We start from the raw sequence: 19,291 nt of genomic DNA on the forward strand, positions 1-19,291 counted from the left end.
CCGACGCCCGAACAGGTCCGCCACCCGACCGAACAACAGGGTGAAACCCGCGGCACACAGCGCGAACGACGTCGCGATCCACTGCAGGTTCGACAACGAGAAACCGAGCCCGTCACCGATCACCGGCAACGCCACATTCAAAATCGAGAAATCAACCGCCAGCATGAACTGCGCCACCAGCAGCACCACCAACACCAACTTCAAACGCCCGTCCAAACGGACCGGACCCTCACCACCCCCCACACCCGCATCCACACGCGCACCCTCGACAACCGACATCGCCATACGTCCTTTCCATCACAACGGAGGCCCTCGGCTCGGAGGGCCGGTACTGGCCGGGGAAGCCGGCTCAGGCAGGGGTCTGCGCCGAGGCCCGGCGCCGTAGTTCTTCGGACAGCTCCTGCCAGCCGCGCGCGCACTGGGCGGCCGCGGCGGCGGCGGTCTCGGCGCGGTACGGGGGTACCGCGGCGACGATGCGCTCCCACTGGCGCAACCCGCTCACCTGGAGATCGAGCATGCGCAGCAGGAGCCTCCCCGCCTCGCTCAACCTGAGCAGGGGGTCCTTGCAGAGACCGGTGACCAGCGAGGGCAGTGCCTGCCCCCCGCCCCGGTCCGGCAGCCGGGGCGGACCCGGGGCGTTGCCCGAGCGCCGCTGGGCGGCCGGCACGGGGTCGGCTCCTTCGCCGATCCGGCGCCGCACGTCCCGTACGGTCGAGGGCGCGATGCCCGCCTCCCGTGCGATCTGCCGCAGGGAAGCCGTGGGGCGGCCTGCGAGCAGCCGGGCCGCGACCTCCCGGCCGCGGACCGGATCGGCCGGCCGTACGCGACCGTCCTGGCCGATGCGGCCGGGCGGCGCGGGCGCGGGTCCCTCACGGCGGCGCAGTGACGCGACGGTCTTGGCCGCCAGCCCGGTCCGCCGCGCGATTCCGCGATCGGACCAGTCCGGGTGGGTCCGCAGGATCCGTAACGCCGCGGCGGTCCGCTCCGCGTGCGTCAGCGGGAGCCCGTGGCTGATGTTGGCCTCGACCGAGAGCACGAACGCGTCCTCGGCGCTGCCGTCGAAGTACGTCACTCCCACCGTGTGCTGCCCGCGGAGCACGGCGGCCCGCAACCGGTGCGTCCCGTCGATGATCCGCATGGTCGGGCGGTGCACGAGCAGCGGCGGCAGCGCCCGCCCGGAGTGCGCGAGGTCCTGTGCGTGGCTCTCGTTCACGTGGACGGTGCGGGGGGAATCCGCCGCGAGCAGTGCGCCGACCGGCACCTCGAACGCGGCGTCGGGGGTGTCCGTCGCGTCCCTCGTGTGCCTCGCGTGGGGCTTGCCCATGAAGTTCACCTCCTTTCGTGCACTCGATGCTTGGGCGCCGTGCTGTTCGCCGGCCCCGGGAAGAAATTACGTAACTACCGTTCGGTAACCAATCTCGCGGCCGAACCCCGTTGAGATTTGGGCAAGTTGGCAAGGTCGCGGTTACGTGCGGTGGGCGACCGCGGAAGATCCCCGGTCGCCCACCGGGCGGGCGTTCACACCGCCGTGAGCTGCTCCGACCTCACGAACTCCCGGAGCCAGGCCAGGAATTCGGGTCCCAGGTCCGCGCGCTCGCAGGCGAGCCGGACCGTCGCGCGCAGGTACTCGGCCCGGTCCCCGGTGTCGTAGCGCCGGCCGGAGAAGACGACTCCGTGCACGGGACGTCCGGCCCGCACCAGGGTGCGCAGGGCGTCCGTGAGCTGGATCTCGCCGCCGCGTCCGGGGCTCGTACCCCGCAGGACCTCGAAGATCTCGGGGTCGAGGAGGTAGCGGCCGATGATCGCGAGGTTGCTGGGCGCGGTGCCCGGCTCCGGCTTCTCCACCAACTCCGTGATGTGTACGCCGTCTTCGTCCGACGACTGCTCCACCGCGGCGCAGCCGTACTGGTGGATCGCGTCCGGATCCACCTCCATCAGGGCCACGACGCTGCCGCCGAGCCGGGCGCGCACCTCGGCCATCCGGGCCAGCAGCGGGTCGCGGGGATCGATCAGGTCGTCGGCCAGGAGCACGGCGAACGGCTCCTGGCCGACGTGCGGGGCGGCGCACAGGACGGCGTGCCCGAGCCCCTTGGGGTCGCGCTGGCGCACGTAGTGGATGTCGGCGAGCTCGGTGGAGGCACAGACGCTGTTGAGTTTGTCCTGATCGCCCCGGCGCTGGAGGGCTTCCTCCAGCTCGTAGTTGCGGTCGAAGTGGTCCTCAAGGGGCCGCTTGTTGCGTCCGGTGACCATGAGGATGTCGGACATCCCCGCCGCGACCGCCTCTTCCACCACGTACTGGATGGCCGGCTTGTCGACCACCGGCAGCATTTCCTTCGGGGTGGCCTTGGTCAGCGGCAGGAATCGCGTACCGAGTCCTGCGGCGGGGATCACTGCCTTGGTTATCTGAGGGGGTGTGGAATTCATGCCGCTGACGCTAGACCGCATCGCGGCGCATCAGCCTGAATTCCGGCGCCTTTCCGCCTACTTAGGCATTTCCGTGTCCGCCGGGCCCTCCCCCGACCTCTCCCCCGGCGCCGCCGTGATGCTCCGCCGGACGAGCCACCACAGCTCCCCGAGCTCACCGGTGACCTCGTCGGGGCGCTCGGCCCGGCCGCGCCGGGCCCGTGCGACGACACCCCCCACCAGATGCGCCGTCAGCAAGGCGACCGGGCGCGGGTCGACCTCGGGGTCCAGCTGCCCCTGCGCGGCGGCCTGCTCCAGCAGCTCCCTGACCTCCGGGAGCCAGCAGCAGCACCATTCGGGTCCGGCGCCCGCGCGTTCCTGGGTGAGCCGCGCGGCGGCGCGTACGGCCACGTCCGTCTCGACGAGCCGGCCCAGGGCGAGGACGAGCGCCGACAGGACGTCCAGCGCGGGGCCACCGCGGGCGGTCACACCCTCGACCACTCTGCGGGTGGCGCTCCGGCCGGCATTCTCGACCGCCGACGCCAGCTCCCCCTTCGCCGAGAAGTGAAAGGTGACCGCTCCGATCGACATGTCGGCGGAGCGGCTCAGCCGGGAAAGCGATGTCCCGTCATATCCGTTGCGGTCGAATTCAGCGGCGGCCACCGAGATCAGATGATTACGGGTGCGCACGGCACGCTCTTGCTTTACCACTGCACTATCACTGCCATCCAGGTTGTTCCTGACTCGCCCGCGCATCCTCCGCGGAGACGGGCGACCTCCAGCGTCACCCCGGTACCGACCGCGCACAACGCCGACTTGACGAAGAAGCGCCCCTGCCCGGCCCCTCCGCGGCCGCACCTCCGCCGGCGCCGGCGGCCCCGGGTCACCAACGTGCCGAAGTCGTGCGGAGGACGCCAGACGTTCGCTAGAAAAAAAACGAACGTTCTGTATTCTTGACTCATCGACGACGCACGCCGGCGTCCACCGTGAAGGGGGAGACAGATGACGGCACAGACGAGGACCCGCGCCCTGGTTGCCGGTGACACGGCACTCGACGAGTTCACCGAACGCCTCTTCGGCCACTTACCGCGCGCCGATCAGCGCCGCTGGGCCCGGGTCTACCTGCAGGGACTGCTCACCACCCCGGGCAAGAAGTCCGTACGCAGGCTGGCCGCCTCCGTCACCGAGTCGCCCACCGCCTCCCAGTCCCTGCAGCAGTTCATCAACGCGAGCCCCTGGGACTGGGAGCCGGCGCGCGCCGAACTGCTCCGCTGGGCGGAGGAACGGCACACGGTGCGCGCCTGGACGATCGGCCAGGTGTGCTTCCCCAAACGCGGTGAGCACTCGGTCGGCGTGCACCGCCGCTTCGATCCGGCCGCCGGACGGATGGTCAACTGCCAGTTCGGCTTCGGGTTGTTCCTGTCCCTGGACGGCATGAGCGTGCCGGTCGACTGGCGGCTGGTGCTCCCCGAGACCTGGACGGCGGACCCCACCCTGCGCCGCCGGGCGCGCATCTCGCCCGAGGTGGTGCACCAGAGCCCCGAGTCCCTCGTGGTCGAGCTCGCCGACCGGGTGGCCGCCCGCACCTCCTCGGCGCGCGTCCCCGTGGTCGCCGACATCAGCCGCCTCGGCAACGCGGCCGCGGTGATCGGCACGCTCGGCCGCCGGGGCCACGACTTCCTCGTGGCCGTCCCGCCGGCCCTCGGCGTCCGCGCCGCCGGTACGGTCCATGGCGGCGAGCCGCCCCGCTCGCCCGGGCGCGAGTCCACGGCGGGCGACCTGGCCCGCTTGGGGAACACCAGCCACCCGTACACCGCGCTGCTCACCCGACCCGACGCGCGCCCGCAGCGGCTGCGCATCCACTCGGCGCTGGTCCGCGTACCGGGCGGGGAAACGGGAGCCCCGGGAACGCACCAGACCTACCGCCTGTTCGGCGAACGGCGCCCGGGGCCGGGGCCGGGGCCGGGGCCGGGGCCGGGGCAGCGGCGCGGGCCGGTCTGGCTCACCAACATGAGCCGCCACCGGATGGACGACCTGCTGCACCTGGCACGGCAGTCCGCCCGGTCGACCGTGACGCTCGGGACGCTGGCGGACGAGTTCGGCCTGCTGGACTTCGAGGGGCGGTCGTTTCCCGGGTGGCACCACCACATGACGCTGATGTCCGCCGCGTATGCGTATCGGGCCGCGCCCATGCCCGTACCGGTGCCCGTGTTGCGCGGGCGGCGGGAGTTCGCGCGGGTCGGGGACCGGCAGTCCGCGTGAGCCGGGCCCTGCCGGGAGATCCGCCCCGGCCGAAACCGGCTCCGCCGGGCACCGGACTCCGCCCGGCCCCTCCCCCGGACTTCGTCCGGGGGGACCCCAGCGCCTCAAACGCCGGCAGGGCCGGACTCAGCCCGGGGCGGTCCCGCCCCTCTCCCGGTACCACTGCGCCGCCGCGCCGAGCCGGCTCAGCGGGCCCGGGCCCGGCGCGATCCCGGCGAGCCGCCAGGCCTCGTCGGCGCGGTACCAATGGTCCCCGGCCAGCAGCGTGAACTGCCGCTCGCTCACCCATCCCGGGGTCGCCGCCAGCGCCTCCAGACACCTGCGCCACGGCCAGTCCCCGACGGGACGCGCCGGCAGCACCCGGTGGGCCGCGAGGGCGTCCATGAGGTCGCCGTTGCGCACCGGTACCGGGTGGTGGGCGTGCAGGACGCCCGCGGCCGCGCGCGCGGAGGCGTCCCCGAGCGCGAACGCCGTGATGAGCCGCGCCAGGTCGTCGACGTCGACGAACGAGGCCCGTCCCGCGCCGCCTCCCCACGCTGCCGGTACCCGCCGGAAGGCGTCGGCGAGGGCCGGTACGACCCAGCGGTCGCCCCGGCCCAGCACCAGCCCCGCGCGCAGGACCAGCCCGCCGGCGTCGAGCACCGGCCCCTCCCCCGCCAGCCGGCTGCTGCTGGCCGCCGACACGGGGGCGGGTGTCAGCTCGCCGACGTCCTGTCCCGTGTGCGGGCCCGGCCCGTAGACGGCGCAGGTCGACAGCTGGACGATGCGCGGCACGCCCGCCCGGCGCGCCTCGGCCATCAGGGCCGCGGTGCCGGTGGAGTTGACCGCCGTACAGCGGTCGGCGTCCGGTCCGATGGAGGAGGCCAGCGACAGCAGGACGTCCGCGCCGTCGCACACCCCGCGCAGGGATTCTGCGTCGGCCAGGTCCGCACCCACCCATGCCCCTGCGTACGCGATGGGGGGACGCGTACGGGACACCGCGCGCACCACGGCCTGCGGGTCCTTCTCGGCCAGCCGGCGCAGCACCGCCGACCCCACGAATCCCGTCGCCCCGGTGACGACGATGTGACGGCCGCTCAACCCCGCTGCTCCGCCCCGGATTCCGGCTCCTTGGGCCGCTGTGTGGGAGGCAGCGTCAGGCGCACGTTCCGGCGGGTCTCCTCGGTGGCGACCGCGGGGAGCAGGTAGCGCCACAGCGAGGCGATGCGCTGCGGCAGGTCGGCCCGTCCGGTGGACGCCTGGGAGAAGAGCTGCGCGCCGGTGAAGGAGCTGACCAGCACCCAGGCCAGTTCGTGGTCGTCGACGTCCGGCTGGAGTTCGCCCTTGGCGCGGGCGAAGCGCAGCTGCTGGCGGAACTCCAGCACCCAGGCCTGGTAGGCGACGTCGTCGCGCAGGCCGAACTCACCCTGTTCCACGGCCAGCCGGACGCCGGCCCGGAGCACCGGATTGTGCTGCAGCTCCTCCGAGAGGTACAGCGTGATGTCCACCAGGTGCTGGAGTCCGTCCTCCCCTTCGGGGAAGACCAGGCCGTCGCCCTGGCCGACCATCACGGCGTAGGCGAGCTCCTCCTTCGAGCTGAAGTGGAAGTACATCCCGCCCTGGGTGACGTCCGCCCGCTTCATGATCTTGCTGATGCTGGCCCCGCTGAAGCCGAACTCGTCGAAGACCTCCGCGGCGGCACGCAGGATGGCCGCTTTGGTCTGAACTGCCCTGAGTTGAGGCGCGCGTTGCTGCTTGCGCTCTGACATGGACACCTAATCTCTCTCGACAAAAAAAACGAACATCCTTTATTTTAGGACCCAGCGCCACACAAGCACCAGCTCATGTCCGATGTCCAGGGGGGCTCAACCATGACTGTGTCAGCTGATCACTCCGTCCCGTCCGTCGCCGCACTCAGCAGCGCTTTACCGCGGGAGTACGTACACAAGAGCGCACACTCCGAAGTCCTGCTCACCGGTTGGCGTACCGTCGCACCCGACGAATACGTCGTCACCGCCCAGTGGCCCCGGGCCCACAGCTTCTACTCTCCGGACGGGGGCCACCACGACCCCCTCCTCCTCGCCGAGTCGGTCCGCCAGGCCATTCCGCTCCTGAGCCACGTCGCCTACGAGGTCCCTTTCGGCCACCGCCAGATCTGGGACACGTTCAGTTACTCGGCGAACCCGCAGGCCCTCGTCGTCGGTCCGGCGCCGGCCGACATCGAGCTCCGCATCAGCTGCTCCGGCGTCACCCGCCGGGGCCGGAGACTGGCGGGCCTCACCATGCACGTCACCGCGACGCGTGACGGGGAGTTCCTGGGCACCGCCAAAGCCGGCTTCACCAACCAGCCGCAGGCCGTCTACCAGCGCCTTCGCGGTACGAACGCGGACCTCGACCAGGTGGCCGCCCGCATCATCCCGCTGCCGCCGCCGCTGACGCCCCGCCGCGTCGGCCGCGACCGCTTCCACGACGTGGTCCTGTCCCCCACCAGTTCCGCGCACCGCACGCAGCTCCGGGCCGACATCAACCACCCGATCCTCTTCGACCACCCCGTCGACCACGCCCCCGGCATGCTGCTCCTGGAAGCCGTGCGGCAGGCCGCGTACGGCTCCGCCTTCCCCCGGCGGGGGGTCCTGACCGACATCGAGATGCGGTTCTTCCGCTACGCGGAGCTGAACTCGCCCTGCTGGATCGAGACGATCCCCGCCACCGGGGAGACGGCCGCCGCGGGCCGTCATCCCGTCCGCGTCCTGGCCCGCCAGAACGGGGAGGACGTCTTCACCGCCACGGCGACGATCACCACCGCGGCGCCCGTCCCCCTCCGCGTCTACGCCGCGCCCTGATCCGTGAACGACGAAGGCGCCTGACCGGGTCTCCGCCCGGCAGGCGCCTTTCCCTTCCCCGCGGCACGCGGCGCGCTCCGGTCCGGTCCGGTCCGGTCAGACCTTCCTGACCACGCCGGACTTGAGCTGCATGGACCCGAAGCCCTCGATCTTGCAGTCGATGTCATGGCCGTCGACACCCTCGACGAGGCGGATGTTACGCACCTTGGTACCGGCCTTGATGCCCGTCGGGCTGCCCTTGACCTTCAGGCCCTTGACGACCGTCACGGTGTCGCCGTCGGCCAGTACGTTGCCGACGGCGTCCTTGATCACCCGCTCCCCGAGGGCCTCGCCGGGCTCGCCGGACGCGAGCGGCCACTCGTGCCCGCACTCGGGGCAGACGAGGAGCGCGCCCATCTCGTAGGCGTACGCACCGGCGCATTCGGGGCAGGGAGGCAACGGGGTCTCAGTCACCCCGACAGTATATTTCAGGCCATCCTCGCAGGTCGGCGCACACGTCCCCGCTGCGGCGTGTGCGAGAGTCCGGTCGGCGCGGTTCACGAGGGGACACCGGACCGCCGGGCCCCGCTCTCGCCACCCAGTCCAGGAGGTCATGTGTCTGCCGCATCGAGCTACGCGTCCGGGGTCTGCGAAGTGCCGCTGCTGGGCGACACCATCGGCGAGAACCTGGACCGCACCGTGCGGAGGTTTCCCGGGCGCGACGCCCTCGTCGACGTGGCCGCCGGGCGCAGGTGGACGTACGCGGAGCTGGCCGCCGACGTCGACGCGCTCGCGCTCGGGCTGCTGGACCTGGGCATCGTCAAGGGCGACCGGGTCGGCATCTGGGCCCCCAACCGCGCCGAGTGGACGCTGGTGCAGTACGCCACCGCGAAGATCGGGGCGGTCCTCGTCACCGTGAACCCCGCGTACCGCTCCCACGAACTGGAGTACGTGCTCCGGCAGTCCGGGATCCGGCTGCTGGCCGCGGCGGACCGGTTCAAGACCTCCGACTACGCGGCCATGATCGAGGAGGTGCGGCCGCGCTGCCCGCTGCTGGAGTTCGTGGCCCTGCTGGGCGGGCCCCTCTGGACCTCCCTGCTGGAGCGGGGCCGCCGGAGCGACCCGGCGGAGCTGGCCCGTGCGCAGGCCGCGCTGAGCCCGGACGACGCGGTCAACATCCAGTACACCTCGGGGACCACGGGCTTCCCCAAGGGCGCGACCCTCTCGCACCACAACATCCTCAACAACGGCTTCTTCGTGGGCGAGCTGTGCCACTACACCGAGCAGGACCGGGTCTGCATCCCGGTGCCCTTCTACCACTGCTTCGGCATGGTGATGGGCAACCTCGCGTGCACCAGCCACGGCGCGGCCATGGTGATCCCGGCGCCGTCCTTCGAGCCGGCGGCCACCCTCGCCGCGGTGGAAGCGGAGGCGTGCACCTCGCTCTACGGGGTCCCGACCATGTTCATCGCCGAGCTGGCGGACCCCGGCTTCGACGCGTACGACCTGTCCAGCCTGCGGACGGGCATCATGGCGGGCTCGCCCTGTCCGGTGGAGGTGATGAAGGAGGTCATCGACCGGATGGGCATGACCGAGGTGTCCATCTGCTACGGGATGACGGAGACCTCGCCCGTCTCCACGCAGACCCGCGCCGACGACTCGGTCGAGCGCCGGGTGTCCACCGTGGGCCGCGTCGGGCCGCACCTGGAGGTGAAGGTGGCCGATCCGCGGTCCGGCCTGACGGTGCCCCGCGGGGAGCCGGGCGAACTGTGCACCCGCGGCTACTCGGTCATGCTCGGCTACTGGGAGGAGCCGGAGCGGACGGCCGAGGCCGTGGACGCGGCCCGCTGGATGCACACCGGCGACCTGGCCGTCATGGACGACGACGGCTACGTGAGCATCACCGGCCGGATCAAGGACATGGTGATCCGCGGCGGGGAGAACCTCTACCCGCGCGAGATCGAGGAGTTCCTCCACACCCATCCGGACGTCCTGGACGTCCAGGTCATCGGCGTGCCCGACGCGAAGTACGGGGAGGAGCTGATGGCCTGGGTGCGGATGCGCGAGGGCGCCGAGCCGCTGACCGCGGCCGCCGTGCGGGCGTACTGCGACGGGCGGCTGGCCCACTTCAAGATCCCGCGCTACGTGCACGTCGTGGAGGAGTTCCCCATGACCGTCACCGGGAAGATCCGCAAGGTGGAGATGCGCGAGGCGGCGATCCGGCTGCTGGAACTGCCCTCCTAGGGCGGCGCGTTGCGGCCGGCCCCGCCGCCCGCTCTGCCCGATGATCTTCAATGGGTGTCGGACCGGGACGGTGCGACACCTCGATTCATCACCCCGTGCCGACCGACCTTCTGACCAGAGGAACACAGTGCGCCTGCCCATGAACCGCCGTCTGGCCCTCAGTACAGCCCTGCTCGCGGTGATGGCCGCGGTGGCTCCGGTGACCACCGCCCACGCCGCCGGGACCACTCCCGATCTCGAGGCGCTGACCCAGGCGCTGGTGAAGACGACCGACGCCGGAGCGCCGGGCGCCCTGGCCCGTTTCAGCGGCCCCGACGGGACCCGCACCCGGGCCGTGGGCGTACGCGACCGGGGCACGGGCGCGCCCATGCAGCCCCAGGCCCGCTTCCGGATCGGCAGCGTCACCAAGACGTTCTCGTCCGTCGTCCTGCTGCAGCTGGTGGGCGAAGGCCGGATCGACCTGGACACCTCCGTCAACCGCTACCTGCCCGGCCTGCTGCCCGACGACCGCATCACGGTGCGTCATCTGCTCAACCACCGCAGCGGTCTGGCGGACTACACCGATGCCATGTTCGAGCACACCGTGCCCGGCTTCGAGGCCGTGCGCAACAAGGTCTTCGGCTACCAGGAGCTGGTGGACCTCTCGCTGGCCAAGCCGCGGACCGGCGAGCCCGGAGCGGCGTACGGGTACTCCAACACGAACTTCGTCGTGGTGGGCATGCTCATCGAGAAGGCCACCGGCAACCCGGTGGCCAAGGAGTACGAGCGGCGCATCATCCAGCCGCTGCGGCTGCGCAACACCGCGTACGTGCACCCCGCCACGCAGATCGGCGGAGTGCACACGCGCGGATACCTCCACCCGGACGAGGCCGGCGGTCCGCTGGTCGACTCCACCGAGCAGACCGCGTCGTGGGCCCAGTCCGCCGGTGCGATGATCTCCGACCCGGCCGATCTGAACACCTTCACCTCGGCCCTGCTGGGCGGCAGGCTGCTGCCCGCGCCGCTGCTGGACGCCATGATCACCGCGACCCCGACCGACGCCACGAACACCCGGTTCTATGGACTCGGCCTGCGGCGCTACGACCTCTCCTGCGGCACGTCCGTCTACGGGCACACCGGCACCGTGCAGGGCTTCTACACCTACGCCTTCTCCACCCGCGACGGCCGCCGCAGTCTCGCCGCCATGGCGAACACCTCGAACAAGGGCGAGGCGAACACCGCCCTCGGCGGGACCCTCGAAGCCGCGTTCTGCGGGAAGCAGGCAGCGAAGGCGACCAAGCGCGGCTTCGGGTTCGCCCCGGCCGAGGTGGACCTGCCCGAGCACGACGTGCGCTGACGCACCTCAGCCGTCGCCGGCCGCGTCGTCGCAGGCGGGACAGACCAGGCTCGCGTACTGCGGGTCGCACCACGCGGAGCCGGGCTGCCCCGGCGGCTGCCCGGAGGCCCTCCGCATGGCGAACGTGTCCCTGCCGCAGAAGGTCCGCGGGCCGGGGACGCCCGTCATGCCGGGGGCGGCCGGCGCCGCGTGCACGCGGCGTACGGACGGCTCACCGCCCTCTGCCGCTTCGCCGAGCTCGTACACGACGACGAATTCGCTCATGCCCCGACGGTAGGCCGCCCACGGGCGTCCCGCGGGACCGACACCGGGAAACCGGGCGGCTGGAGCTCGGTTCACCTGCCGGGGGCGAGCAGCGTGTCGGGCCGCCGGCGCCGTCCTGGGTTCGCCATCCTGGGCCAGTCGCGGTTCCGCAGGGGCCGCGGCCCCTCCCCCACGGCGAGAAGGAGCACGGCATGCCCGCCGACCCGATCGGACGTTTCCTCGCGGCTTTGGACCCCGACCACCGGGAGGCCGTCAGCGGCCGACCGCGCGAGGAGCAGGAGCGTCTCGCGGCCGCCTGGGAGCGGGAACTGGAGTCGGACGACGAGCTCGACACCCTCGACGAACTGTCTCCCCCCGCGGCCGAGGCCGAGGCGGCCCGCCGCGTCATGAACCGCGAAGCCTGACCCCCGCTCCTCAAACGCCGGAGGGGCTGGATTGCGCGGCCGAATGGTGTGGCGGAAGTGGTGCAGCGGGGTCGGACAGTGCGGCCCAAAGACCGGGGCTCCGCCCCAGACCCCGCGCCTCAAACGCCGGCGAGGCTGAACTTGTGCGGCAAGGCCGCAGGGACTGGAGTAGCAGCCGGGCCGGTTGGGCCGGGGTCGGGTGTGTGCCGGGGTGTCCCCGCAGGGCGCCGAACACAACAAGGCCGATCAATCCGACCCCCCGCCACGTTCGGCGCCCGAGGAGACACCCCGGCGCGCGCCCGACCCCGGCACAACCGGCCCCCTCGTACCCCGGCCCGAGCGGCGCAGCCAACCGGCGGCGCAGCCAACCCGCAGCCAACCGGCTAGGCCCCGCCGCCCAGCCTCCGCTCCCAGGCCTGCGTGAACATCTCGTGCAGGGGCGCCGTCGGCAGGACCCGGCCGAACGGGGCCTGGATCGTGTTCCGCCACAGCGGTCGCACCAGGTGGCTCGCCAGCTTCACGGTCTCCAGCGGCAGGTGCGGGGCCTTCAGCTCGGTCCAGTCCCCGGGCAGGAACAGGGTCCGGCCCGCCCGCGCCCGCTTGGCCTCCACCACCGCGCCGGTGGCGAGCAGTTCCGTCCGGGCCTGCGTGTGCGCCTTGGCCGTCCAGCCGTTCCAGCGCCGTACGTTGCGGTCGGTGGGCGCGGCCAGGGTGGCCAGCTGGAGGTACAGCGCCGCGGCGTCCGCACCCGTGCCGAGTTCCCGCCCCACCCGCGCGACGAGCTCCGGGCAGGACCGCCGCGGATCCGCCTCGTACGCGCCGGCCGGCAGCGCTCCCGAGCGGGCCCGGAGCATCATCCGCTCCAGCCCGCCGCCGGGCATCAGCGGCGCCACCCGGTCCAGTGCCTCGGCGAGGCCGGTGATCGCGCGCAGCCGCGCCCACACTTCGGCTCCGGTGGCGGCCGCGGGCCGCAGGAAGGCGGCGCCGCCGGGCGCGCAGGCCACGAGCGGCCCGGAGTCGTACGCGGCCACGGTCACCGGGCCCTCCTCCGCGAAGCGGCCCCTCACCACGGGCAGCCGCTCCGGCCCGAACTGCTCTGCGATCGGTGTCGAGCTGTCGTGGACCTTCCCGCCGGGCAGTTCCAGCAGCAGCTCCGGGCGCTTCAGTTCGGCCCTCAGCCGCTCGTACAGGGCCATGGCCCCGGCCACCGCCGGATCGCCGACGGGCCGGTCCGTCCAGGCCCAGACCAGTGCGCTCGCGATCCGGTCGAGGGCGAGGCCCACCGGGGTGCCGTAGGGCAGCTCGGGTCCGGCCGGCGGCACGGCCCTGACCTCGACCTTGTTGCCGTACCGGGTCGCCGCAAGCTCCCAGCCGGCCGCTTCCACGGTCGTGTCCTCGGCGACCTCGTAGCCGCCCGCGAGCCGCCGGGCCCACACCTCGGAGAGGCCGAGGTCGGCTTCCAGGGCGTCGGCCGCCTCGTCGTGCACGGAGGGCTGGGCGCCGAGCAGCTCCCGCCAGACCGCCGCCATCCGTTCCACGGCCGCCAGGATCCCGCCCGGCCGCCACAGGTCGGCCGGGTCCTCGGGCAGGGCCGCCGCCAGGACGGCCCGCCGTCCCGCGCCCCCGAGCCGCGCGCGCAGCGCCTGGTACGACTCGGCCGTCATCGGGGTCGCCTTGTACGGGGCCTTGCGCGCCAGGGAGCGGTCCTCGTCCCGGTCGGGCCGGCCGACCAGGCCGGCCACGACGAGCCGGGCCACGGTCCTTCGTACGCCCGTCAGTTCGGCGAAGCGCTCGGCCGCCGACTCCGGCAGCGGGACCGGCCCGTGCGCGTCGACCGTCTCGACAAGGGTCCGGAGCCGGGCGGCGTCGTCGCGCTCCACGCGGACGAGGCGGGCCCCGGCGATCGCCGCCGGGACCGGATCGGCGTCGGCCTCCCGCGCCGCGGGGGCGACGAACCAGCACGCGGATCCGCCGGCCCGCATCGCGGCGGACGCCACGGCGGTGCCGCCCGCCCGCAGGCCGTCCAGGGTCGCGGCGTCGGCCCGGCCCGCCCACCACCGGCTGTCCGCGCGGGCGAACGGCAGGCCGGCCCAGGTGTCCAGGAGTGCCAGCAGCGCGGCCCGGTCCGCGTCCGGGGTCGGTGCCACCGCCGCCCGCCAGGCCGCGGCGTCGATCGTGCCCAGCAGCTGCGACCAGTCGTGCGGCGGCGCCGGCGGCGAGAGCCGGCGCACCTCCTCCGCGATCGTCCCGGCCAGGCAGGCGCCGTCGGAGGCCAGTGCGCTGAGCGTCGCCGGCAGGGCCACGTCCCGGGTCCGCCGCCACGGATCGCGGTCCCCCGCCGAGACCAGTCCGAACAGCGCGGGCAGCAGTTCGGTGTCCGGCGCGGACCGGCGCGGCAGGGCCGGCGCGGCCTCGGTGAGCAGGGTGACGCGCCGGTGCAGGGCGCGCCGGCGCTCCTCCACGCGGGCGGCCCGACCGGCCACGGCCACGACGGCCTCGGCCAGGACCGGGTCGGTGACCTCCGGCAACTCCCGGGCCACGGCGGCTCGCAGTGCCGCCGGGCTGTCGAGGGCGGCCGTCAGCAGGGTGTCGGCCGTCTGCGGTCCCACGCCGCGCAGTGCCCGGGATCCGGCCGCGTCCCGGGTCCGCAGCAGGTACCAGAAGGCCGGCGGCACGGCCACGCCGCCCGACGCGGTGGCCCGCCGGGCGGGCCTCACCCGCGGGTGCCGGGGTGAGTGGTGTCCGTCCAGTTCCCACAGCAGGACGCCGTCGGCGGCGTACGCGCGCACGCCCGTCCGGGTCTCCGCCTCGGCGAGCACCACGTCTTCCACCGCGCCCTCCGGCGGGGCCCACAGGGCCCAGGGCTCCTGCCCCGGCCGGTCGATGTCGAACCGGGCGGTGCGCCCGTCCACGCTCTCCAGCAGGTAGTGGTCCGGCGCGTGGTCGCGGTGCCGGGTGCGGAACAGCACCCGGGTGCCGACCAGCCCGTCCCGGCTGCCCAGTGGGGAGCCGTCCAGGCCCGCGGGCAGCGGCGCCAGCTGCAGCGCCTCCACCGCCAGGCTCATGTCCGCCTCGGACGGCTCCGCGGCCGGATCGGCGCTCGCGGGCCGCCCCGGGAAGTCCGGCAGCGGCGTCGGCCCCCGCCGCTCCCCGGTGACCGGGTCGGCCGCTTCCCAGGGCCGCCGTCCGAAGACGGCGTTGGTCCAGATCCGGGAGCCGTCGCCGAGCAGCAGCTCGTCCCCGTCGATGCCCTCGGTGCCGCCGGGGCGCAGCACGCGCCGGCCGCCGTGCCGCCCGCCGCCGTCGGCGGTCTCGAACTGGAAGCCGTAGGCCCCGTCCAGGCTGCCGCCGAACGGCACGAGGCCGCTCAGTTCGTCGGGTGTGAAGGGCTCTTCGGGACGGTCGGCCCAGACGGCGGTGTCGCAGAACCAGGGGCTCGCCTTGAGGGTCCAGCTCACCAGGAAGGAACCGCCCGCGTAGTGGACGGCGTACATGGTCGCGCCGTCCGGGACGGTGAACCGGCAGGAGCCGCGGACCCCGTCCGGGGCGACGGCGACCGCTTGGTCGCGTCCGAACACCGTCAGCACCGGCCAGGTGCAGGTCACTCCGGCCACCCCCGGAAGCACCTCGTCCGCGGCCTCGGGCCCGGCGTCCGCCGCGAACCGCGCGTACACCGATTCCAGGGCCGGCCAGGCCAGTTCCTCGGGCAGTCCGGCCGCCAGCGAGCGCCGCAGCGCGCCGGCCGTGCCCGCTCCGGCGAGGGCGTCGGCGATCCCGCCGAGCGCCGTCACCGTGGGCCGGTCGAGGAGGGCCTCCAGCTCGGCGACGGCCTCCTCGGCTCCTGCCATGCCGCCGCCGGCGACCGTGTCGACGAGCTTGCCGACCCGCCCGGCCACCTCGTGGGCGATGCCCTCGTTGCCGGGCAGCAGCGTCACCGCGGACCCGGGCCGGCGGCCGCGCGCCGGCGACCAGCGGGGGGTCAGGTCCTGGTGTACGCGCCCCTCCAGGCGGGGGCCGAAGACCGGGTCGGCGGCCAGGGCGGCGAGGTCCCGCCGGGACCGCTCGCCCCAGAAGCGCATCCGCGTCTCCGGGCCGGGGTCGACGACCGTGACCCCGGCCGCCAGGCAGGCGTCCAGCACGTCCGCGTCGAAGCCCTGGTAGTGGTGCCGGGTGGTGTGGACCGTCACCGGGGCGGCCGCCGCCCGCAGCCGCGGCCCCAGCCGGCCCACCAGGTCGAGGAACTCCGCCGGGAGCGGCTGCCGCGCGACGCCGCCGCCGGACTGCGCCGCGTACTGGTACATGCGGACGAAGTTCCCGACCCAGTGGTGCAGTCCGCCCTCCGGCACCACCCGCCCGCTCTCCATCGCCTCCGCCGCGCCGCAGCCGATCAGCATCCGCAGCCAGGCCCCGCCGTCGGTGACCCCGTCCGGGAAGACCTCCACCAGGCCGGCGGCGACCGTGTCGGACGGCGGACGGGCCGTCAGGACCTGTTCGGCGGCGGCCAGCAGCGCGTCCGGCACCGACTTCTTCCGGGTGACGGACAGGATGGCGCCCACCAGGCGCGCGACCTCCTCGTCCCCGTGTCGGGCCGCCTTGGCGGAGGCCCGTACGCGGCGTACGAGATCGGCCGGGAGGTCCGCGGCGGAGCCCGCCCACGCGGTCAGGAATGCGTCGAGGGCGGCGTGCGCGGCGGCCGGGTCCAGCGTCTCGGCGAGGAAGCGCTGGTGGGCCCCGAACTCCTTGGCCGGCATGGCCCCGCCCCTGGCGAACAGCAGGGCGTTGGCCCGGCGGTAGGCCGGGTCCACCGGCAGCCCGTGCCGGTCCTCGGCCGACCGCGCCGCCGCGTAGGCCCGCCCGCCGGGCCGGCTCCCGTAGCCGATCAGCCGGTGGCCGACGGTGTCCCAGAACCACGGCAGGTGCGCCGGCGGCAGCCGTCGCGCCCGCGCCGTCATCGCGTCGAGGAAGCGGCCGGGCTTGGTGTAGGACCGGCCCAGTTCGGAGCGCATGTCGTCCAGCAGGGCGCGTGCGGTCCCGGCCGCGTCCGGGTCGTGGGCGGCGGCCCAGTCGGCGTAGGTGGTGGAGGCGTGCGGACCGGCGGTGGGCAGCAGGGCGGCGAGCGAGGCGATCATGCCTGGGATCGTCGCACGCCCCGCCGACACCGCCGGCACCCAGGACGCCACGGCCCGGAGGGAGCCGATCCGGCCGGACTGACGAGTCATCAGGTCATCCGTCCCGGACTCTTGACTCTGCTGCCGCCAGTGGCGATTCTCGGTTCCACTGCTTGTGCGGTCCATGACAATCGCGCCATGGCCGTGCCATGTGGCCGTGGCCGTCGTGCCCCCGGACGGCTCCGGCTCCCCGACCGCGCCCCCCACTGACCGAAGACGTGAGTGATGACCATTTCCCGAGACACGCACCACAGGCGTAGGCCCCTGGCGGTCCTGTCATTGCTCCTCGCCGTGGTGGCCATGGTGCTCGGCCCCGTGCCCAGTTCCTCCGCCGCCGACCCCGGCTGGTGGAACCCGGTCGCCCGGCCCGCGCCCGACTCCGAGATCAACGTCACCGGTGAACCCTTCAAGGGGACCGACGCCCAGGGACGCGTCCGCGGCTTCGTCGACGCGCACGACCACCTGATGTCCAACGAGGGCTTCGGCGGCCGCCTCATCTGCGGCAAGCCGTTCTCCGAGCAGGGGGTGGCCGACGCGCTCAAGGACTGCCCCGAGCACTATCCCGACGGCACGCTCGCCATCTTCGACTTCATCACCAAGGGCGGCGACGGCAAGCACGACCCGGACGGCTGGCCGACCTTCAAGGACTGGCCCGCCCACGACTCGCTGACCCACCAGCAGAACTACTACGCCTGGGTCGAACGCGCCTGGCGCGGCGGTCAGCGGGTGCTCGTCAACGACCTCGTCACCAACGGCGTCATCTGCTCGGTCTACTTCTTCAAGGACCGCGGCTGTGACGAGATGACCGCCATCCGCCTGGAGGCGCAGAAGACGTACGACATGCAGGCGTACGTCGACAAGATGTACGGCGGTCCGGGCAAGGGGTGGTTCCGGATCGTCACCGACTCCGCGCAGGCCCGCGAGGTCGTCAAGCAGGGCAAGCTGGCCGTCGTCCTGGGGGTGGAGACCTCCGAGCCGTTCGGCTGCAAGCAGATCCTGGACATCGCGCAGTGCGGCAAGGAGGACATCGACCGCGGCCTGGACGAGCTGCACAAGCTGGGCGTGCGCAGCATGTTCCTGTGCCACAAGTTCGACAACGCCCTGTGCGGGGTCCGCTTCGACCAGGGCGCGCTCGGCACGGCGATCAACGTGGGCCAGTTCCTGTCCACCGGCACCTTCTGGCAGACGGAGAAGTGCAAGGGCCCGCAGCACGACAACCCCATCGGTCTCGCGGCGGCGCCCGAAGCCCAGAAGCAGCTCCCGGCGGGCGTGGCGGTGCCCTCGTACGCGGCGGACGCGCAGTGCAACACCCGCGGTCTCACCGAGCTCGGCGAATACGCGGTGCGCGGCATGATGAAACGCAAGATGATGCTGGAGATCGACCACATGGGGGTCAAGGCCGCGGGCCGGGCCTTCGACATCCTCGAATCCGAGTCGTACCCCGGCGTGATCTCCTCGCACAGCTGGATGGACCTCGACTGGACGGAGCGGGTGTACCGGCTCGGCGGCTTCGTCGCCCAGTACATGAGCGGCTCCGAGGCCTTCAGCGCGGAGGCCAGGCGCACGGACGCGCTGCGCGAGAAGTACAAGGTCGGCTACGGCTACGGCACCGACATGAACGGCGTCGGCGGCTGGCCCGGCCCCCGCGGCGCGGACGCCCCGAACCCGGTGCGCTACCCGTTCCGCAGCACCGACGGCGGCTCCGTGATCGACAAGCAGACCACCGGCGTGCGCACCTGGGACCTCAACACCGACGGCGCCTCGCACTACGGCCTGGTCCCGGACTGGATCGAGGACATCCGGATCACCGGCGGCCAGGACGTGGTGGACGACCTGTTCCGGGGCGCCGAGTCCTACCTGACCACCTGGGGTTCGTCCGAGAAGCACAAGGCCGGGGTGAACCTCGCCGCGGGCGCCGCCGCCTCGGCCAGCTCGTCCGAGTGGAACCCGTTCGTCAGCTACGCGCCCTCCCGGGCCGTGGACGGCAACACGGGCACCCGCTGGGCGAGCGACTGGAGCGACGACCAGTGGCTGCAGATCGACCTCGGGACACCGGGCCTGGTCAAGCGCGTCACCCTCGAATGGGAACGCGCCCACGGGAAGTCGTACCGCGTCGAGCTCTCGGGCGACGGCACGAACTGGCAGTCCGCATGGTCCACAACCACCGGTGACGGCGGGCTGGACACGGCGCAGTTCGCCGGCACCCCGGCCCGGTACGTACGGGTCCACGGGCTGCAGCGCGGCACCCAGTGGGGGTACTCGCTCCACGAGGTCGGCGTCTACAGCAGCTGACGCGTGACGCCGCCCGGGCGGCGTCCGGGTGCCGGGGGGGGGGGGGGGGGGGGGGGGGGGGAGGGGGAGGGGGGGGGGGGGGGGGGGGGGGGGGGGGGGGGGGGGGGGGGGGGGGGG

General features: G+C 73.3%; 15 protein-coding genes. 6 read left to right on the forward strand and 9 right to left on the reverse strand.

Annotated features, from left to right (window positions below; translation table 11 throughout):
• From ACZ4VT_RS36190 to ACZ4VT_RS36205, 4 genes are all read right to left on the reverse strand, one after another.
• The coding region (locus tag ACZ4VT_RS36190; protein WP_467955615.1) for an MFS transporter at positions 1-279 on the reverse strand (279 nt) is incomplete at its 3' end.
• A gap of 70 nt (positions 280-349) precedes the next feature.
• Positions 350-1,324 carry a ParB/RepB/Spo0J family partition protein gene (locus tag ACZ4VT_RS36195; protein WP_467955616.1) on the reverse strand — a complete coding sequence of 325 codons (975 nt, stop codon included), beginning with the start codon at positions 1,322-1,324 and terminating at the stop codon, positions 350-352.
• 194 nt (positions 1,325-1,518) lie between these two features.
• Positions 1,519-2,424: a UTP--glucose-1-phosphate uridylyltransferase GalU gene (galU, locus tag ACZ4VT_RS36200; protein ID WP_467955617.1), complete on the reverse strand. Its 906-nt coding sequence runs from the start codon at positions 2,422-2,424 to the stop codon at positions 1,519-1,521.
• A 57-nt stretch (positions 2,425-2,481) separates the two neighbouring features.
• Complete coding sequence (locus ACZ4VT_RS36205; protein WP_467955618.1) at positions 2,482-3,093, reverse strand: TetR family transcriptional regulator; 612 nt, start codon at positions 3,091-3,093, stop codon at positions 2,482-2,484.
• 312 nt (positions 3,094-3,405) lie between these two features.
• Between ACZ4VT_RS36205 and ACZ4VT_RS36210 the strand changes: the two genes are divergently transcribed.
• The gene (locus ACZ4VT_RS36210; protein WP_467955619.1) at positions 3,406-4,665 is read left to right on the forward strand and encodes an IS701 family transposase; all 1,260 of its coding nucleotides are present in this window, start codon (positions 3,406-3,408) and stop codon (positions 4,663-4,665) included.
• A 126-nt stretch (positions 4,666-4,791) separates the two neighbouring features.
• Here the strand turns inward: ACZ4VT_RS36210 and ACZ4VT_RS36215 are convergent, their stop codons facing one another.
• Together ACZ4VT_RS36215 and ACZ4VT_RS36220 are read right to left on the reverse strand one after the other, a co-directional pair.
• Entirely contained in the window at positions 4,792-5,745 is a 954-nt protein-coding gene (locus ACZ4VT_RS36215) for an NAD-dependent epimerase/dehydratase family protein (protein WP_467955620.1), read from the reverse strand.
• A complete protein-coding gene (locus ACZ4VT_RS36220; protein WP_467955621.1) occupies positions 5,742-6,413 on the reverse strand; it encodes a ScbR family autoregulator-binding transcription factor in 672 nt (223 codons plus the stop codon). Before ACZ4VT_RS36220 ends, ACZ4VT_RS36215 begins: the two co-directional genes overlap by 4 nt.
• A 102-nt stretch (positions 6,414-6,515) precedes the next feature.
• Between ACZ4VT_RS36220 and ACZ4VT_RS36225 the strand changes: the two genes are divergently transcribed.
• The gene (locus tag ACZ4VT_RS36225; protein ID WP_467955622.1) at positions 6,516-7,487 is read left to right on the forward strand and encodes a ScbA/BarX family gamma-butyrolactone biosynthesis protein; all 972 of its coding nucleotides are present in this window, start codon (positions 6,516-6,518) and stop codon (positions 7,485-7,487) included.
• Positions 7,488-7,583: 96 nt separating this feature from the next.
• Here ACZ4VT_RS36225 and ACZ4VT_RS36230 read toward each other — a convergent pair whose 3' ends face one another.
• Entirely contained in the window at positions 7,584-7,940 is a 357-nt protein-coding gene (locus ACZ4VT_RS36230) for a zinc ribbon domain-containing protein YjdM (protein ID WP_467955623.1), read from the reverse strand.
• A gap of 141 nt (positions 7,941-8,081) precedes the next feature.
• Here ACZ4VT_RS36230 and ACZ4VT_RS36235 point away from each other — a divergent pair, with 141 nt between their 5' ends.
• Positions 8,082-9,710: an AMP-binding protein gene (locus ACZ4VT_RS36235; protein ID WP_467955624.1), complete on the forward strand. Its 1,629-nt coding sequence runs from the start codon at positions 8,082-8,084 to the stop codon at positions 9,708-9,710.
• A gap of 139 nt (positions 9,711-9,849) precedes the next feature.
• Positions 9,850-11,046, forward strand: a complete 1,197-nt coding sequence (locus tag ACZ4VT_RS36240; RefSeq protein WP_467955625.1) for a serine hydrolase domain-containing protein — start codon at positions 9,850-9,852, stop codon at positions 11,044-11,046.
• 6 nt (positions 11,047-11,052) lie between these two features.
• Here the strand turns inward: ACZ4VT_RS36240 and ACZ4VT_RS36245 are convergent, their stop codons facing one another.
• Positions 11,053-11,310 carry a hypothetical protein gene (locus ACZ4VT_RS36245; protein ID WP_467955626.1) on the reverse strand — a complete coding sequence of 86 codons (258 nt, stop codon included), beginning with the start codon at positions 11,308-11,310 and terminating at the stop codon, positions 11,053-11,055.
• A gap of 191 nt (positions 11,311-11,501) precedes the next feature.
• On the opposite strand from ACZ4VT_RS36245, the gene ACZ4VT_RS36250 reads away from it, so the two are divergent.
• Positions 11,502-11,714, forward strand: a complete 213-nt coding sequence (locus ACZ4VT_RS36250; RefSeq protein WP_467955627.1) for a hypothetical protein — start codon at positions 11,502-11,504, stop codon at positions 11,712-11,714.
• A 383-nt stretch (positions 11,715-12,097) separates the two neighbouring features.
• Here ACZ4VT_RS36250 and ACZ4VT_RS36255 read toward each other — a convergent pair whose 3' ends face one another.
• Positions 12,098-16,933 carry a hypothetical protein gene (locus tag ACZ4VT_RS36255; protein ID WP_467955628.1) on the reverse strand — a complete coding sequence of 1,612 codons (4,836 nt, stop codon included), beginning with the start codon at positions 16,931-16,933 and terminating at the stop codon, positions 12,098-12,100.
• A gap of 174 nt (positions 16,934-17,107) precedes the next feature.
• Between ACZ4VT_RS36255 and ACZ4VT_RS36260 the strand changes: the two genes are divergently transcribed.
• Positions 17,108-19,174, forward strand: coding sequence for a galactose-binding domain-containing protein (locus ACZ4VT_RS36260; RefSeq protein WP_467955629.1), 2,067 nt, complete (start codon positions 17,108-17,110; stop codon positions 19,172-19,174).
• Positions 19,175-19,291: the final 117 nt, after the last annotated feature.

This window comes from Streptomyces sp. NPDC029164 (assembly GCF_055563995.1).

Coding starts and splice junctions, on each gene's coding strand:
- galU (WP_467955617.1), bottom strand. CDS start 2,424: ATGAATTCCACACCCCCTCAGATAACCAAGGCAGTGATCCCCGCCGCA.
- ACZ4VT_RS36195 (WP_467955616.1), bottom strand. CDS start 1,324: ATGGGCAAGCCCCACGCGAGGCACACGAGGGACGCGACGGACACCCCC.
- ACZ4VT_RS36240 (WP_467955625.1), top strand. CDS start 9,850: ATGAACCGCCGTCTGGCCCTCAGTACAGCCCTGCTCGCGGTGATGGCC.
- ACZ4VT_RS36245 (WP_467955626.1), bottom strand. CDS start 11,310: ATGAGCGAATTCGTCGTCGTGTACGAGCTCGGCGAAGCGGCAGAGGGC.
- ACZ4VT_RS36225 (WP_467955622.1), top strand. CDS start 6,516: ATGACTGTGTCAGCTGATCACTCCGTCCCGTCCGTCGCCGCACTCAGC.
- ACZ4VT_RS36210 (WP_467955619.1), top strand. CDS start 3,406: ATGACGGCACAGACGAGGACCCGCGCCCTGGTTGCCGGTGACACGGCA.
- ACZ4VT_RS36255 (WP_467955628.1), bottom strand. CDS start 16,933: ATGACTCGTCAGTCCGGCCGGATCGGCTCCCTCCGGGCCGTGGCGTCC.
- ACZ4VT_RS36260 (WP_467955629.1), top strand. CDS start 17,108: ATGACCATTTCCCGAGACACGCACCACAGGCGTAGGCCCCTGGCGGTC.
- ACZ4VT_RS36250 (WP_467955627.1), top strand. CDS start 11,502: ATGCCCGCCGACCCGATCGGACGTTTCCTCGCGGCTTTGGACCCCGAC.
- ACZ4VT_RS36220 (WP_467955621.1), bottom strand. CDS start 6,413: ATGTCAGAGCGCAAGCAGCAACGCGCGCCTCAACTCAGGGCAGTTCAG.